This window comes from Caulobacter sp., from assembly GCF_049283275.1.
Taxonomy (GTDB): Bacteria; Pseudomonadota; Alphaproteobacteria; order Caulobacterales; family Caulobacteraceae; genus Caulobacter.
In genome coordinates this window covers 26,211-40,905 of the sequence record NZ_JBAPVS010000017.1, presented here as the reverse complement: position 1 = coordinate 40,905, position 14,695 = coordinate 26,211, and the positions used below count along the sequence as shown (strand labels likewise).

The 14,695-nt window shown below is 67.0% G+C and carries 13 protein-coding genes and 1 pseudogene; 5 read left to right on the top strand and 9 right to left on the bottom strand.

Annotated features, from left to right (window positions below):
- Window positions 1-117, top strand: a pseudogene (locus WAL33_RS01065) (hypothetical protein); the annotation flags it as partial.
- Here the strand turns inward: WAL33_RS01065 and WAL33_RS01060 are convergent.
- Together WAL33_RS01060 and WAL33_RS01055 are read right to left on the bottom strand one after the other, a co-directional pair.
- Window positions 114-278 (bottom strand): hypothetical protein, encoded by a 165-nt coding sequence (locus WAL33_RS01060; RefSeq protein ID WP_422177634.1) that lies wholly within the window; start codon window positions 276-278, stop codon window positions 114-116. The pseudogene WAL33_RS01065 and the gene WAL33_RS01060 sit on opposite strands and share 4 nt — an antisense overlap.
- 129 nt (window positions 279-407) lie before the next feature.
- Complete coding sequence (locus WAL33_RS01055; protein ID WP_422177632.1) at window positions 408-1,448, bottom strand: substrate-binding domain-containing protein; 1,041 nt, start codon at window positions 1,446-1,448, stop codon at window positions 408-410.
- A 324-nt stretch (window positions 1,449-1,772) separates the two neighbouring features.
- Between WAL33_RS01055 and WAL33_RS01050 the strand changes: the two genes are divergently transcribed.
- Together WAL33_RS01050 and WAL33_RS01045 are read left to right on the top strand one after the other, a co-directional pair.
- Entirely contained in the window at window positions 1,773-2,192 is a 420-nt protein-coding gene (locus WAL33_RS01050; RefSeq protein ID WP_422177630.1) for an ester cyclase, read from the top strand.
- 7 nt (window positions 2,193-2,199) lie between these two features.
- Window positions 2,200-2,799, top strand: a complete 600-nt coding sequence (locus tag WAL33_RS01045; RefSeq protein WP_422177628.1) for a TetR/AcrR family transcriptional regulator — start codon at window positions 2,200-2,202, stop codon at window positions 2,797-2,799.
- A gap of 9 nt (window positions 2,800-2,808) precedes the next feature.
- On the opposite strand, the gene WAL33_RS01040 is transcribed toward WAL33_RS01045, so the two are convergent.
- The 4 genes from WAL33_RS01040 to WAL33_RS01025 all read right to left on the bottom strand — a co-directional run bounded on the left by WAL33_RS01040 (window position 2,809) and on the right by WAL33_RS01025 (window position 6,705).
- The gene (locus WAL33_RS01040) at window positions 2,809-3,951 is read right to left on the bottom strand and encodes an aldose epimerase family protein (protein WP_422177626.1); all 1,143 of its coding nucleotides are present in this window, start codon (window positions 3,949-3,951) and stop codon (window positions 2,809-2,811) included.
- 313 nt (window positions 3,952-4,264) lie between these two features.
- Complete coding sequence (locus WAL33_RS01035; RefSeq protein WP_056447131.1) at window positions 4,265-4,543, bottom strand: HU family DNA-binding protein; 279 nt, start codon at window positions 4,541-4,543, stop codon at window positions 4,265-4,267.
- A gap of 342 nt (window positions 4,544-4,885) precedes the next feature.
- Complete coding sequence (locus tag WAL33_RS01030; protein WP_422177624.1) at window positions 4,886-5,089, bottom strand: hypothetical protein; 204 nt, start codon at window positions 5,087-5,089, stop codon at window positions 4,886-4,888.
- A 350-nt stretch (window positions 5,090-5,439) separates the two neighbouring features.
- The gene (locus tag WAL33_RS01025; RefSeq protein ID WP_422177623.1) at window positions 5,440-6,705 is read right to left on the bottom strand and encodes an SGNH/GDSL hydrolase family protein; all 1,266 of its coding nucleotides are present in this window, start codon (window positions 6,703-6,705) and stop codon (window positions 5,440-5,442) included.
- A 184-nt stretch (window positions 6,706-6,889) separates the two neighbouring features.
- Here WAL33_RS01025 and WAL33_RS01020 point away from each other — a divergent pair, with 184 nt between their 5' ends.
- Window positions 6,890-9,295, top strand: coding sequence for a glycoside hydrolase family 3 N-terminal domain-containing protein (locus WAL33_RS01020; RefSeq protein WP_422177621.1), 2,406 nt, complete (start codon window positions 6,890-6,892; stop codon window positions 9,293-9,295).
- Window positions 9,296-9,477: 182 nt separating this feature from the next.
- On the opposite strand, the gene WAL33_RS01015 is transcribed toward WAL33_RS01020, so the two are convergent.
- Together WAL33_RS01015 and manD are read right to left on the bottom strand one after the other, a co-directional pair.
- Window positions 9,478-10,230: a FadR/GntR family transcriptional regulator gene (locus WAL33_RS01015; RefSeq protein WP_422177619.1), complete on the bottom strand. Its 753-nt coding sequence runs from the start codon at window positions 10,228-10,230 to the stop codon at window positions 9,478-9,480.
- Window positions 10,231-10,367: 137 nt separating this feature from the next.
- Complete coding sequence (manD, locus tag WAL33_RS01010; RefSeq protein WP_422177617.1) at window positions 10,368-11,579, bottom strand: mannonate dehydratase; 1,212 nt, start codon at window positions 11,577-11,579, stop codon at window positions 10,368-10,370.
- 235 nt (window positions 11,580-11,814) lie between these two features.
- On the opposite strand from manD, the gene WAL33_RS01005 reads away from it, so the two are divergent.
- Entirely contained in the window at window positions 11,815-13,929 is a 2,115-nt protein-coding gene (locus tag WAL33_RS01005) for an alpha-glucuronidase family glycosyl hydrolase (protein ID WP_422177638.1), read from the top strand.
- A 7-nt stretch (window positions 13,930-13,936) separates the two neighbouring features.
- Here the strand turns inward: WAL33_RS01005 and WAL33_RS01000 are convergent, their stop codons facing one another.
- Entirely contained in the window at window positions 13,937-14,569 is a 633-nt protein-coding gene (locus WAL33_RS01000; RefSeq protein WP_422177615.1) for a DJ-1/PfpI family protein, read from the bottom strand.
- Window positions 14,570-14,695 lie beyond the last annotated feature (126 nt).

The following is a 14,695-nucleotide window of genomic DNA, read 5'->3' as shown; positions in this document are numbered from 1 at the left end:
ACCCCAGCCTCGCCCCCGCCGCCCGCCCAGCCGTCCGTCGACGCCCAGATGGCCGAAGACGCCGCCGCCGCGGGCATGACCTCGCGGGCGCCGGCGGAGCCGCAGCCGGCGAACTAGGCGGTTTCGTTTTCGGTAGACTTGCCGGTCCTGGCCAGAAGATCCCGCTGCGCCGTACGGCGCATGACCGCAAGGGCGTCCTCCAGGGCGTCGATGCGCTCGGCCTGCTTGAGGACAAGGCGTTCCAGGTCCTGCAGGCGCTCCTCGATAGGGTCTTTCATGGCGTCCTCCACGCGTCTGCTCATCGAACGCCAACGGCCCCAGCAGGTCAAGATTTGTGCGTTTGCACATGAATGAAAAAAGCCCCGGAGCGATCCGGGGCTTTTTCCGATCTGGGCGTGACGAAAACCCTACGACTTCGGTGCGGCCATCGGCGTCAGCTTGCCGGCGGCGGACTTCATGGCCTCGTGCTGGGCGGGGGGCAGGGGGATCAGGCCGCGACCCTGCAGATAGCCGCCCCGGCCGGTGGCCGCGTCGGACACGAATTCGGCGACGAACTCCTTCAGGCCGGGGGTCACGCCGACCTGGTCCTTCTTGACGTAGATGTAGAGCGAGCGCGACAGCGGGTACTGACCGCTGGCGATGGTCTGGGCCGTGGGCTTCACGCCGTTGATGCTGGCGCCCTTGATGCGGTTGCCGTTCTCTTCGAGGAAGCTGTAGCCGAACACGCCCAGGGCGCCCGGGGTCTTCTCGATCGTGCCGATGATGGCGTTGTCGTTCTCGCCGGCGTCGACCCAGGACCCGTCGGTGCGCAGCGGATCGACCTTGGCCTTGAAACCCTTCTCGTCCGTCTCGGCCAGGGCCTTGGCGGTCGGGAACTTCTTGGCGCCGGCCTCGATGCCCAGTTCGATGAAGGCGTCGCGGGTGCCCGAGGTGGGCGGCGGACCGTAGACCAGGATGCGGTTGGCCGGCAGGCCGGCCCCGACGTCCTTCCAGGTCTTGTACGGGTTGGCCGTGAACTGACCGCCGCGCAACACGGTCTGGCCCAGGCCCAGGAACAGGTGCTCGACCTTGAAATTGTAGTCGGGCGCGGACTTGTCCATGGCCACGACGATGCCGTCGAAGCCGATCTTCAGCTCGACGATGTTGTTGACGCCCTTGGCCTTGCAGGCCTCGAACTCGGACTTCTTCATCGGACGCGAGGCGTTGGCGATGTCGGGGAACTTCTCGCCCATGCCGCCGCAGAACATCTTGATGCCGCCGCCGGTGCCCAGGCTCTCGACCTTGGGCGCCTTCTTGCCGGTCTTCTTGGCGAAGTTCTCGGCGGTGCGGGTGGAGAACGGAAACACGGTCGACGAGCCGGCGGCCCAGACGTAGTCGCGGGCGGCGTGGGCGCTGGACGCTCCGGCCATCAGGCCGAGCGCGGCGGCGGCTCCAAGCAGGGTCTTCATGGTGGCCATTCCTACTTTACAAGGGGCGAGAAGAGGGGAACGAACAGACTTTACGCTTTGTGCCGCTGTCATTTGTCACAGTTTGGCGACAGATTTGCGACGGATTCCGTTCACGGACGATCAGCAGGCCCCGGAAATCCAGCCGCGCGGTCGGACGACCCCGCCGTCTTCCTGGTGATGCTTCTGGGCAGGACTCCAGAAGGTCGAGCTTTCGCGCCGAAAGTGGGCGTGTGAGGCATCGTCGCGCATTGCGAGATTCGCGTATTGCAATGAGACGAATATCTCATTAGTAACGCCGCTATCTCAATCACAAGGAAATCCCTCATGGCGCTCAGTCGCGCGGAGATGGATCGTAAGATCGACGAGCATTTCGGTTTCGAGGCCCTGGACGACATCGAGGGCGTTCTGTCCACCCTGGCGCCCGACGTCGAGCACGACATCGTCGGCTGGCCCACCGGCCCGACCGATCGGGAAGGCGCGCGGTCGTTCTACCAGACCCTGTTCGCCGATCTGGCCGACGGCCGGGCGGAAAGTCTGCGCCGGCTCTATGGCGAGGACTTCCTGGTCGACGAGGCTCTCTGGAAAGGCACGGCCGTGGGGCGCCCGTTCGGCCTGGAAGGGCGCGGCCGGCCGCTGGAGTTCCGCATGCTCCACGTCGTCCAGTTCGCCGACAACGGCGACATCAAGCGCGAGAACGTCTGGCTGGATCTGTCCGCGATCCTTCAACAATTGCCCCAGGCCTGAGGCGGCGATGAGCGACGGCAAGACGCGCCCCAACCAGCGGCGGCGCACGCGCAAGGATCTGCTGGAGGCGGCCGCTCGGCTGATGAAGCTAGGGCTCACCCCCAACCTCGAGGACATCGCCCAGGAGGCCCTGGTGTCGCGCGCCACGGCCTATCGCTACTTCCCCAGCGTCGAGGCCCTGCTGCTGGAGGCGGCGTTGGATCTGGAGACGCCCAGTCCCGAGGCGTTGTTCCCGCCGCACGCGTCGGAAGATCCTCTGGCCCGCCTGGAGCGGCTGGACGCGGCCATGGACGAGATGATGGCCGCCAACGAGGCGTCGCTGCGGATGATGCTGGCCAACTCGATGCAGCGCATCGTGCGGGGCGAAGTGGACGGCGAGGCGCCGCCCCGCCAGAACCGTCGCGGACCGCTGATCGAGGCGGCGCTCGAACCGGCCCGCGACCAGTTCGCGCCGGCCGATCTGGACCGCCTGGGCAAGGCCCTGGCGCTGATCATCGGCACCGAGGCGATGGTGGTGGTCAAGGACGTGCTGCAGATCGACGAGGCCGAGGCCCGGGACGTCAGGCTCTGGGCGATCCGGGCGCTGGTCGAGGCGGCGCGGAAATAGGGTCCAGCGCTATCGGCTCACCCCGAACCGGAACTCCGTCGTCTCCTTGAACACCTTCCCCGGCCGCAGCACGGTCGAGGGGAAGTTGGGATGGTTGGGGCTGTCGGCGAAGTGCTGGGTCTCGATGGCCAGGCCCGCCCCCTTTTCAAGCGGACGCCCGTCGGGCGTCTTCAGGGTTCCGTTGAAGCTGTTGGCGGTGAACAGCTGGACGCCGGGCTGGGTGGTGGCGACCTCCAGGGTGCGGCCGCTGGCGGGGTCGGCCAGGCGGACGGCCGGGACCAGCTTGCCGCGCCCGCCGCCGTCGACGACGAAGTTATGGTCAAAGCCGTTGCCGAACTTGATCTGCGGATCGTCGGCCGCGACCCGATCACCCAGGCGGACGGGCTTGCGCAGGTCCAGCGCCGTGCCGGCGACGGGCGCGATCTGGCCGACGGCCAGTTTGCGGGCGTTGATCGGGGTGAAGGCGCCGGCCAGCACCTGGACGGTCTGGTCGTAGACGGTCCCACCGCCCGCCAGGTTGAAATAGACGTGGTGGCTGAGGTTGATCACCGTCGGCTTGTCGGTGGTGGCGCGGTAGTCGATGCGCAGGACGTTCTTGCGGGTGACCGTGTAGGTCACGGTCGTCTTCAGGGTTCCCGGATAGCCGCCTTCGCCGTCGGCGGCGGTGTAGGCCAGGGTCACGCCGGCCTCGCCATGGCGCTGGAACGGCGCGCCGGTCCATAGCCGCGTGGAAAAGCCCGTGGCGCCGCCGTGCGACGAGACGCCGTCGGCGTTGCTGGGCAGGTCGTGGCGGACGCCGTCGATCGTGAAGCCGCCGTTCGAGATCCGGTTGGCGTAGCGGCCCAGCAGCGAACTGAAGTTGGCCCGCGCCTCGTAGGTCTTCAGATCGGCCAACTCCAGGGCGACGTTCTCGATCTTGCCCTTGCGGTCCGGAACGGCGACCTGGGTGATGACGCCGCCATAGGACAGCACCTTGACGGTCATGCCGTGGTCGTTCGTCAGCGTGAAGACCTCGACCGGGCCGCCGGCGGCGGTGACGCCGTAGGGCGCTCGGGTCGCGGCGGCGGTCAGGGCTTTCGTGGGGGCAAGGCCGGCGGCGAGCAGCAGGGCGGCGGCCAGCGCGGCCCGGGTCTGGTTCGCTGCGGGGGCCATGGCGTCCTTCCAAGATCGCTCGCGCCGAGCTGTCATGGAAACCGCTGTCAGCCAAACCGGAGCCGAGATCAAGAGGGCAGGCGAGACCTATGGTCGTCTGCGGTCGGGGCGCTGGGGGGCGAGAGCGTCGCAAGCGCCGCGAACGGGCGATCGGCGGGCCGACGGCCGGGAGGGGGCTTAGCGGGTGCTGGTGTTCGACGCCGAAGGCTGTCCGAAAACCGCGCCGGTCGAACCGACGGGCGGGCGCTTCAGGCTGTAGGCCTTTGAAGGCCGATGAGCGGCCGGCCTGAGAGACCGGCCGCTCGCCGAGGGATTAGCCGTTGACGGCGTCCTTCAGTTGCTTGGCCGGCGTGAAGGCGACCTTCTTGCTGGCCGCGATCTGGATGGCGGCGCCCGTCGAGGGGTTGCGGCCGGTGCGGGCCGGCTTGGCCTGGACCTTGAACTTGCCGAAGCCCGGGATCGAGACTTCTTCGCCCTTCACGGCGGCATCGGTCAGCGACTTGAAGACGCCGTCGATGATGGCCTTGGCCTGAGTCTTGGTCAGCTTGTCGTCGGCGGCCACGGCGGCGTCGACCAGATCCGAAACGTTCATAAATCAGCTCATCTGCTGGAATCAAAAGAGAACCAACCCTGCCGGGCGAAACGCGCTTTGTCACCTCATCATGAAAACAAGGGTTAACGCGCCCGTTCGGCGAGGATCGGCGGTCGTCAGGTTGCGGAAAATCTTCGCTATATCAACCCTTTATTGATGGGTGGCGAAGATGAGGCCTCGGCGCGCGGAACGGCCGGCGGGCAAGCGAGCCGATTGTGCGTTTGCGAAGACGACGGATTGAGCCTCGAGAATCGGTGCTCGAGACGATTTTCGAAGCCTGGGGATTCGGGTTCTCGGCCGCGTCGCCTGGGCGTCTGGAATCCCCTTCAAGGCGGTCCGGCGTCACGCCGCCTGGGCGAGCAGCCGTTCGTAGCGCTGCAGGATGCGCTCCATCGTCGAGCGCTTGATCGGCTTGCCGTCGCGCAGCTTGGTCCAGGTGGTTTCGCTGATCGCGTAGCAGTCGAACAGGTGCTCGCGTGTCACGGCGGGCAGCCGGGCGCGCAGACGCTGAACGATATCGCAGGGGACGGTGAGGGTTTCGGCCATGGGCTAAGCAACGCCCCCGAAGCGCGTCCGCTCCGGGGTCTCCAAGCTAAATCAGGGGCGGCGACAGTATTGGTGGCGGGGAGTTTCCAGTGCGCCCACGCGGGGAGGATGCGAAGGCGGGCGTGGGTCTTCTAGTCGGCTTTTGGCGCAAGCTGAACGGTTTTGGGTTTCAGGTCGCTCCGGCGTGGTCGGGAAAGGATCATCATGGTCGGCGGCGAAGCGACCTTGAGGGCCTGGCTTCGACGGTCATTGACGGTTCCCTAGGGTCATTCGTCTCAAGTCTTTAGCGGAAACCGGTGTCATTCAAAGCCTCCAAAATTAAGATGGTCGGGGCTCGGGCCGCGACCTGGTCAAGGAACAAACAGCTCCAGCGGCGCGGCGTCGGCCATGGCCTTGTAGCCGACCAGCGAGGGATGCAGCCCGTCGCCGGAATCGTAGGCGGGCGCCAGGCGGCTGGGATTGGCCGGGTCGGCCATCAGCTTGTCGAAATCGATCACCGCGTCGAAGCGGCCCGGAGCGCGGATCCAGGCGTTGATCGTCTGGCGGTCCTGCTCGTTGGCCGCGTCGGGATGATAATAGGCCGACCCGCCGTAGGGCATGACGGTGGCGCCGTAGATCTTGATCCCGCGCTCGCGGGCGCGGCGGATCATCTGGTCGTAGGACGCGATCATCCGGGTCACCAGGGCGGCATGGGCCTCGGGGCCGGCGGGCTGGTCGCGGGTCAGCGTGCCCAGGTCGTTTACGCCCTCCAGCAGGATCACGTATTTGACGCCCGCCTGGTTCAGCACGTCGCGGTCAAAACGGGCCATGGCGTTGGGGCCCAGGCCGTCCAGCAACAGCCGGTTGCCGCCGATGCCGGCGTTCAGCACCCCCACGCCCCTGGTGCGGGGATCGGCCTGCAGGCGGGCGGCCAGGACGTCGGGCCAACGGTTGTCGCCGTTGGTGGTGACGCCGTAGCCGTCGGTGATCGAGTCGCCGAAGGTCACCAGACTGGCGCCGGCCGGACGCTGCACGTCGACGCCCGAGATCACGAACCAGCGGTCGATCGACTTGCCGCCGGTCAGCTCTTTCGCCGCCAACTGGTCGCCGGGTCCGAACCACGACGTGGTGCGTGATCCTGGGTGGCTGGTCTGCTGAGCAGGGGGCGCGCCGTCGAAGCGGAGGGTGATCGCCACGCTCGCCAGGGGCATGGCGGGAAAGTCGATCGGGTCGGACAGGTATTCGGCCCCGGCCGGAAGGGTCACCTCCGGGCGGCCGGAAAAGGTCAGGGCCGTGTCGCTGGCGGTGTCGATGCGCGCCGAACCGGACGCCGCCGCCAGGGCGACATGGACGCCCGACAGCTTCAGCGGCTCGGTCCCGAAGGCGTTGGACAGGCGCACGCGGATCTTGCCGCCGCCAGTGCTGAGCCTCAACGTCTGGCGCAGGGTCCCGTCCGTGACGTCGGCGGCGGGCAGGGCGTCCTTGGCCGCCGGTATCATCTGGGCGGTGGCCCACGAGCCCACCCAGCGTTGGGCCGCCGGCGCCTTGGCCGCACCGGCCTGAGCGGTCGTGACGGGGGCGTTTGCGATCGAAACAGCGATCGCCAGCGCGATCAGGGCGCGTCTTCCGATATCCAATGTTTCCTCCAGCCCGTCCGACGAGGGTCTTGCCTTCACCCAATTCTAGGCGAGGAAATGAGACCGGTACCATAAAAAACTTGAGTGGTCTGATCTCACCTTCCATACTGCTGGGCAACGTCGGCGAGCAACGCCGCCACCGTCCGTTCGACGGTCCGTTCCATCGTGGGGAAACGAAAAGATCATGAGCCAGACCGTCACTCGCCGCACGCTCGGCGTCAGCCTGGCCGCCCTGGCCGCCGCCTCCTCGACCATCGCCCGCGCCGCCGTGCCGGCCGGCGGCAAGCCGCTCTACAAGGACCCCAAGCAGCCGGTTGAACTGCGGGTTCGCGACCTGCTCTCGCGCATGACGCTGGAAGAGAAGGCCGCCCAGCTGGTCGGCATCTGGCTGACCAAGAACAAGATCCAGACCGCGACCGGCGACTTCTCGCCCGCCGAGGCCAGCAAGAACTTCCCCAACGGCCTGGGCCAGATCTCGCGTCCGAGCGACCGCAAGGGCCTCAAGCCCGCCGCGGTGGTCGACGCCGCCGCCGGCGCCGATGACGGTTCGGTCAACCGCAACGCCAAGGAAACCGCCCGCTACATCAACGCCGCCCAGAAGTGGTCGATGGAGAAGACCCGTCTGGGCATTCCCATGCTGATGCACGACGAGGCCCTGCACGGCTATGTCGCCCGCGACGCCACCAGCTTCCCGCAGGCCATCGCCCTGGCCTCGACCTTCGACACCGACCTGACCGAAAAGATCTTCGCCGTCGCCGCCCGTGAAATGCGCGCCCGCGGTTCGAACCTGGCCCTGGCCCCCGTGGTCGACGTGGCCCGCGACCCGCGTTGGGGCCGCATCGAGGAGACCTACGGCGAGGACCCGCACCTGTGCGCCGAGATCGGCCTGGCGGCGATCCGCGGCTTCCAGGGCAAGACCCTGCCGCTGGCCCCCGACAAGGTGTTCGTCACCCTCAAGCACATGACCGGCCACGGCCAGCCCGAGAACGGCACCAATGTGGGCCCGGCCCAGATCGCCGAGCGGACGCTGCGCGAGAACTTCTTCCCGCCGTTCGAACGGGCGGTGAAGGAGCTGCCGGTCCGCGCGGTCATGCCGTCGTACAACGAGATCGACGGGGTGCCCTCGCACGCCAACCACTGGCTGCTGACCGACATCCTGCGCAACGAGTGGGGCTACAAGGGTTCGGTCCAGAGCGACTATTTCGCGATCAAGGAACTGATCGCCCGCCACAAGCTGACCGACAGCCTGGCGGACACGGCCGTGATGGCGCTGAACGCCGGCGTCGATGTCGAATTGCCGGACGGCGAGGCCTACGCGTTGATCCCGGAGCTGGTGAAGTCGGGCCGCATTCCTCAGGCCGTCGTCGACCAAGCCGTCGAGCGCGTCCTGTCGATGAAGTTCGAGGGGGGGCTGTTCGAGAACCCCTACGCCGACGAGAAGACCGCCGACGCCAAGACCGCCACGCCGGACGCGATCGCCCTGGCCCGGGAAGCCGCCCGCAAGGCGGTGGTGCTGCTGAAGAACGACAAGGGCGTGCTGCCGCTCAACCCGACCAAGTTCAAGCGCCTGGCCCTGCTGGGCACCCACGCCAAGGACACGCCGATCGGCGGCTACAGCGACATCCCGCGCCATGTGGTGTCGATCTATGAAGGCCTTGAGGCCGAGGCCAAGAAGAGCGGCTTTACGCTGGACTACGCCGAGGCCGTGCGGATCACCGAGGCGCGCATCTGGGCTCAGGACGAGGTCAAGCTGGTCGATCCGGCCGTCAACGCCAAGCTGATCGCCGAGGCCGTCGAGGTCGCCAAGAAGGCCGACGTCGTGGTCATGGTGTTGGGCGACAACGAGCAGACCAGCCGCGAGGCCTGGGCCGACAACCACCTGGGCGACCGCGACAGCCTGGACCTGATCGGTCAGCAGAACGACCTGGCCAAGGCGATCTTCGACCTGGGCAAGCCCACTGTGGTCTTCCTGCTGAACGGCCGTCCGCTGTCGATCAACCTCCTGGCCGAACGCGCCGACGCCATTGTCGAGGGCTGGTACCTGGGCCAGGAGACGGGCAACGCCGCCGCCGACATCCTGTTCGGCCGGGCCAATCCGGGCGGCAAGCTGCCGGTCAGCATCGCCCGCGACGTGGGCCAGCTGCCGATCTACTACAACCGCAAGCCCACCTCGCGCCGGGGCTATCTGTTCGACGAGACGACGCCGCTCTATCCGTTCGGTTTCGGTCTGTCCTACACCACCTTCGACATCTCGGCCCCGCGCCTGGCCAAGGCCAGCATCGGGACCAACGAGAGCGTCAAGGTCGAGGTCGATGTGACCAACACCGGCAAGGTGGCCGGCGACGAGGTGGTGCAGCTCTACATCCACGACGAGGCCGCCTCGGTGACCCGCCCGCTGCTGGAGCTGAAGCACTTCAAGCGCGTGACCCTGGCGCCCGGCGCCAAGACCACGGTCGCCTTCGAGGTGTCGCCGCTGGACCTGTCGCTGTGGAACCTGGAGATGAAGCGGGTGGTCGAGCCGGGCAAGTTCACCCTGCTGTCGGGCCCCAGCTCGGCCCAGCTGAAGTCGGCGACGCTGACGGTGGTCTAGGGCGCTGACCCTACTCCCTCTCCCCTTGCGGGAGAGGGTGGCCCCGCGAAGCGGGGTCGGGTGAGGGGTCGAAGATAAAAAAAGCCGCGGTCAGCCGAAAGGCCGGTCGCGGCTTTTGTCGTTTGAGAGACCCCTCATCCGTCAGCTTCGCTGACACCTTCTCCCACAAGGGGAGAAGGGTGTTAGATCGCGACCCGCTTGGCGATCGCGCTGCGGCGGGCGCCGGTTTCCTGCTTGGCCCGCTCGACGGCCTCGGTCTCGGTGGCGTGCAACAGGTGATCGATGACCCGTTCCAGGTGGTCGCGCATGGCCTGGCGCGCGGCGGCGGGATCATGGGCCTTCAGGGCCTCGAACACCCGGCGGTGCTCGACGATCCGGGGCTCCAGCCCCATGCCGCGGGCGCGCGTCAGGATGTTGCGGGCCAGGGCAGAGCGGTTGCGCCAGTCCCACAGGTTCTCGATCGTGGCGATGATCGCGCCGTTGCCGGAAGCGCGGGCGATGACCATGTGGAACTCGCGATCGGCGTCCTCGCCGAGTATCTCTTCTTCGCGGGCCATGCGCTCCATCAGCCCCTCGAGCTGCTGGATCTGGTCGTCGGTGATGGCCGTGGCGGCCAGGGCGGCGGCCTCGCCTTCGAACAGGCGGCGGGCCTCGATCAGTTCGAACGCCCCGATCTCGGAGGCGGGCTCGGCGTTGGGCGGCGTGGCGGGGCGCACATCGCCGGTGACATAGATGCCCAGACCGTGACGGGCCTCGATCATGCCCAGCATTTCCAAGGCGATCATCGCCTCGCGCAGGGTGGGGCGGCTGACCCCGAACTGCTCGGCCAGCTCGCGTTCCGTGGGCAGGCGGTCGCCAAGCTTGTACTGGCCGCTCTCGATGGCGTCGGCGATCGAGTCGGCGATACGGCGGTAGAGCTTGACGTTCTCGGCCATAGTTTTCGTCAGTTTCTCGGCGACGGACCTAGCGGCCCCCTGGACACGCGATAGCATAGCTGACCTGTGCCGCGGGGGCTATTTTTGACAGCGGTTGTCAAAGCTTGCCGACTGTCTGGAATAGCGTCGCTACGGCCTCACCAGTCGTGCATGGAGCCGTCCTCGCGGCGAGCGATGGGCAGGTAGGCGCGCTTGTACGGATACTTGGCGGCTTGCGCCTCGTCGATGTCGACGCCCAAGCCGATCGTTTCGCCCGGATGCAGCATGCCGTCGTCGAAGGTGTAGGCGTGCGGGAACACTTCGTCGGTCGCCTCGGTGTGGCGCATGTATTCCTGGATGCCGAAGTTGGGGATCGACAGGTCGAAGTGCAGGGCCGCGGCCATGCAGATCGGCGACAGGTCGGTGGCGCCGTGGCAACCGGTGCGCACGTGGTGCAGGTCGGCGAAGCTGGCGATCTTGCGCAGGTGGGAGATGCCCCCGGCATGGACAACGGTGGCGCGGATGTAGTCGATCAGCTGTTCCTCGATCAGCTGCTTGCAGTCCCAGATCGAGTTGAAGATCTCGCCCACCGCCAGCGGGGTGGTGGTGTGCTGGCGAATGATGCGGAAACTGGCCTGGTTCTCGGCGGGGACGGCGTCCTCCATCCAGAACGGGCGGTAGGGCTCCAGGTCCTTGCCCAGGCGTCCGGCCTCGATCGGGGTCAGGCGATGGTGGACGTCGTGCAGCAGGTGCAGGTCCCAGCCCAGCTTGTCGCGAGCGGCCTCGAACAGGCCCGGCGCGCTGCGCAGATATTTTTCGGTCGACCAAAGGCTTTCGGTCGGCAGGTCGCCGTCGGCGGGCTCGTAGAAGAACTTGTCCTTGGAGACGCCGTAGACGCCCTTCAGGCCGGGCACGCCCGACTGCAGGCGGATGGCCTTGTAGCCCTTCTCGGCATAGGCCTGGGCGTTCTCCAGGGTCTCCTCGATCGTCGCGCCGTTGGCGTGGCCGTAGACCATCACGCCGGTGCGGCAGGCGCCGCCCAGCAGTTGGTACAGCGGCAGGCCGGCGATCTTGGCCTTGATGTCCCACAGCGCCATGTCGACGGCGGCGATGGCGGCCATGGTCACCGGGCCGCGACGCCAATAGGCGCCCTTGTACAGGTACTGCCAGATGTCCTCGATCTGATGGGCGTCGCGCCCGATCAGGCAGGGAATGACGTGATCGGTCAGGTAGCTGGCGACGGCCAGTTCACGGCCGTTCAGCGTGGCGTCGCCGACGCCGTGGACGCCGTCGCTGGTCTCGATCTTGAGGGTGACGAAGTTTCGCCCCGGGCAGGTGACGATGACTCGAGCGGCGGTGATCTTAGGCATGTGACGCTTTCGTTGACCGCCATTGGCCTAGCTTGGCAAAAGTCGGATGGTAGCGGTATCGATCTAAATCAGGCGTGGCAGTTGTCAACCTATTGGTCTGACCATTAAGGTCGTAGTCCCTCGACCTTTCCTGAAGGTAGCGGTATCACAAGATCAAGACCGTCGCGCCCCCCAGCGCCGTACGGCATGGTGTCGCCAGGGAGAAAACATGCGTCTTGTGTCGTTTGTACCGTTTGTGCGGGGGCTGTGCCTGGCCGTAGGCCTGATTTCGGCGACCTTGACGGCCTCGGCCGCGCGGGCCGAAGACGGCTATGATCTGTGGCTGCGCTATCGGCCATTGCCGACGGCTCAAAGACCGACGGTCAGGACCATCGCCCCCAGCGCCGACACCCCGACCTTGAAGATCGCGCGCGCTGAACTGCAGCGCGGGCTGGACGGCTTGGTCGGCGGCGTGGCGACCTCGGACGGGTCCTCGATCCTGCTGGGAACCCCGGCCGGTTCGCCGGCCGTCGCGGCCCTGAACCTGCCGCTGAAAGGCGCGGGCGAGGAGGGCTATCTGATCCGCACCGTTGGGAAGACGACGGTGATCGCCGCCAACAGCGACGTCGGCGTATTGTACGGCGTGTTCCACTATCTGCGCCTGGTCCAGACAGGGCAGGGCGTCGACAGGCTGGACCTGCTGTCGGCTCCCAAGGTCAATCACCGCCTGCTGAACCACTGGGACAACCTGGATGGCCACGTCGAGCGCGGCTATGCCGGCGCCTCGTTGTGGGATTGGTGGAAGCTGCCGGACTACACCGATCCGCGCTATGCCGACTATGCCCGCGCCAACGCCTCGATCGGCATCAACGGCACGGTGCTGAACAACGTCAACGCCAAGGCCGACAGCCTGACCGCGCCCTATATCGCCAAGGCGGGAGCCCTGGCCGACGTGTTCCGGCCCTATGGGATCAAGGTCTATCTGTCGGCCCGGTTCTCGGCCCCGATCGAGATCGGCGGGCTGAAGACCGCCGACCCGCTGGACCCGGCGGTGCGCGCCTTCTGGAAGGCCAAGGCCGACGAGATCTACAAGGTCATTCCCGACTTCGGCGGCTTTCTGGTGAAGGCCAATTCCGAGGGCCAACCCGGCCCGCAGGACTACGGCCGCACCCATGTCGACGGCGCCAACATGCTGGCCGACGCGGTGGGACCGCACGGCGGCGTCGTGATGTGGCGCGCCTTCGTCTATTCGCACGAACAGCCGGACGATCGCGCCAAGCAGGGCTACAGCGAGTTCAAGCCGTTCGACGGCCAGTTCCGCGACAATGTCATCGTCCAGGTCAAGAACGGGGCGATCGACTTCCAGCCGCGCGAGCCGTTCCATCCGCTGTTCGGCGCCATGCCCAAGACCAATCTCGGCATGGAGTTCCAGATCACCAAGGAATACCTCGGCTTCGCCACCCACCTGGTCTATCTGGGCCCGCTGTTCGAGGAGACCCTGAAGGCGGACACCTACGCCGAAGGCAAGGGCTCGACCGTGGCCAAGGTGGTGGACGGGACGCTGGACAACCGGCCCCTGACCCTGATGGCCGGGGTCGCCAATATCGGCCGCGACCGCAACTGGTCGGGCTCGCAGTTCGATCAGGCCAATTGGTACGTCTTCGGCCGCCTGGCCTGGGACCCGGAGGCCTCGACCCAGGACATCGCCGCCGACTGGGCCAAGATGACCTTCTCGACCGATCCGCGCTTCGTCGCCCCGACCGTGGCGATGATGATGGGCTCGCGCGAGGCGGCCGTGGACTACATGACCCCGCTGGGCCTGCACCACCAGATGGGCCGCAGCCACCATTATGGGCCTGGCCCATGGGTGACGGGCGGGCCGCGCGCCGACTGGACCAGCGTCTACTACGCCAAGGCCGGCAAGGACGGGATCGGCTTTGACCGCACCGCCACCGGCAGCAACGCCACGGCCCAGTACGCCCCCGTCGTCGCCAAGCGCTTCTCCGACCTGAAGACCGTCGACGAGAAGGACCTGCTGTGGTTCCACCACCTGCCGTGGACCTACAAGCTGAAGTCCGGCCAGACCCTGTGGGACGGCCTGGTGACCCACTATTCGCGCGGTGTCGCCACGGTGGACGGCATGGGCAAGACCTGGGCGGGCCTGGCCCCCTATGTCGACCCCGAGCGCCACGAGCAGGTCGCCGACTTCCTGGTCATCCAGCGCAACGAGGCCCAGTGGTGGCGCGACGCCTCTATCGCCTACTTCCAGACCTTCTCGGGCCTGCCGCTGCCGGCCGGCGAAGCGCCGCCGGCCCATTCGCTGGAGTACTATGAGGGGCAGAGCTTCCCCTACGCGCCGGGAGGCGGCTGAACCCGCCTTACGACCAGGTCACCGGGCACGTCGGGGTGGGGGGAATGGTCCCCATCACCGGCGGGTCGGGGAAGTACTGGGTCGTCACCTGAACGCTCTCGGCTGCCGCCTGGCCGAACAGCATCATGATCAGCTGTAGGGACTCGTCGAGCCCCGACGAGATGCCGCCGCCGGTCAGCCGGTTGCCCGACACCACGAAGCGCGGATTGCTGGTGTCGACGTCGATCTCGCAGAAGCTCTGCAGACAGGCGATGAACGCCCAATGCGTCGTGGCCTTGTGCCCGTCCAGCAGCCCCGCCTGAGCCAGCAGCAGCGCGCCCTCGCACACCGAGCAGACCCAGCTCGCGGTCTGGGCCACCTGACGCAGATAGGCCAGATAGGGCGAGCAGGGATCGCTCATGATCTGGCCCAGCACGACGGGATCGCCGCCGGGCACCCAAAGCAGGTCCAGGCTCGGAACCTGGTCAAAGCTGGCCTGGGCTTCGAAACGGATGCCGTTCATCGCGGTCACCGGACCGCCGTCCTCCGACAGGATCAGGGTTTCCAGCGGCTGAGCCTTGCCGGCCCAGTAGAACATCTCGGCCGGACCGGTGACGTCGAGCAGATCGACTCCCTCATAGACGGGTATGCCCAGTCTCATCTCGCCCCTCCCTTGCACCGTCTCGGCTAGACAACCTTGGCGCGCCGACCCTCTCCCGGTCAATCCACGATGGCCGAGGCCAAAAAAAACGGCGCGTCCGAAGACACGCCGTTGAGGGACGCGAGG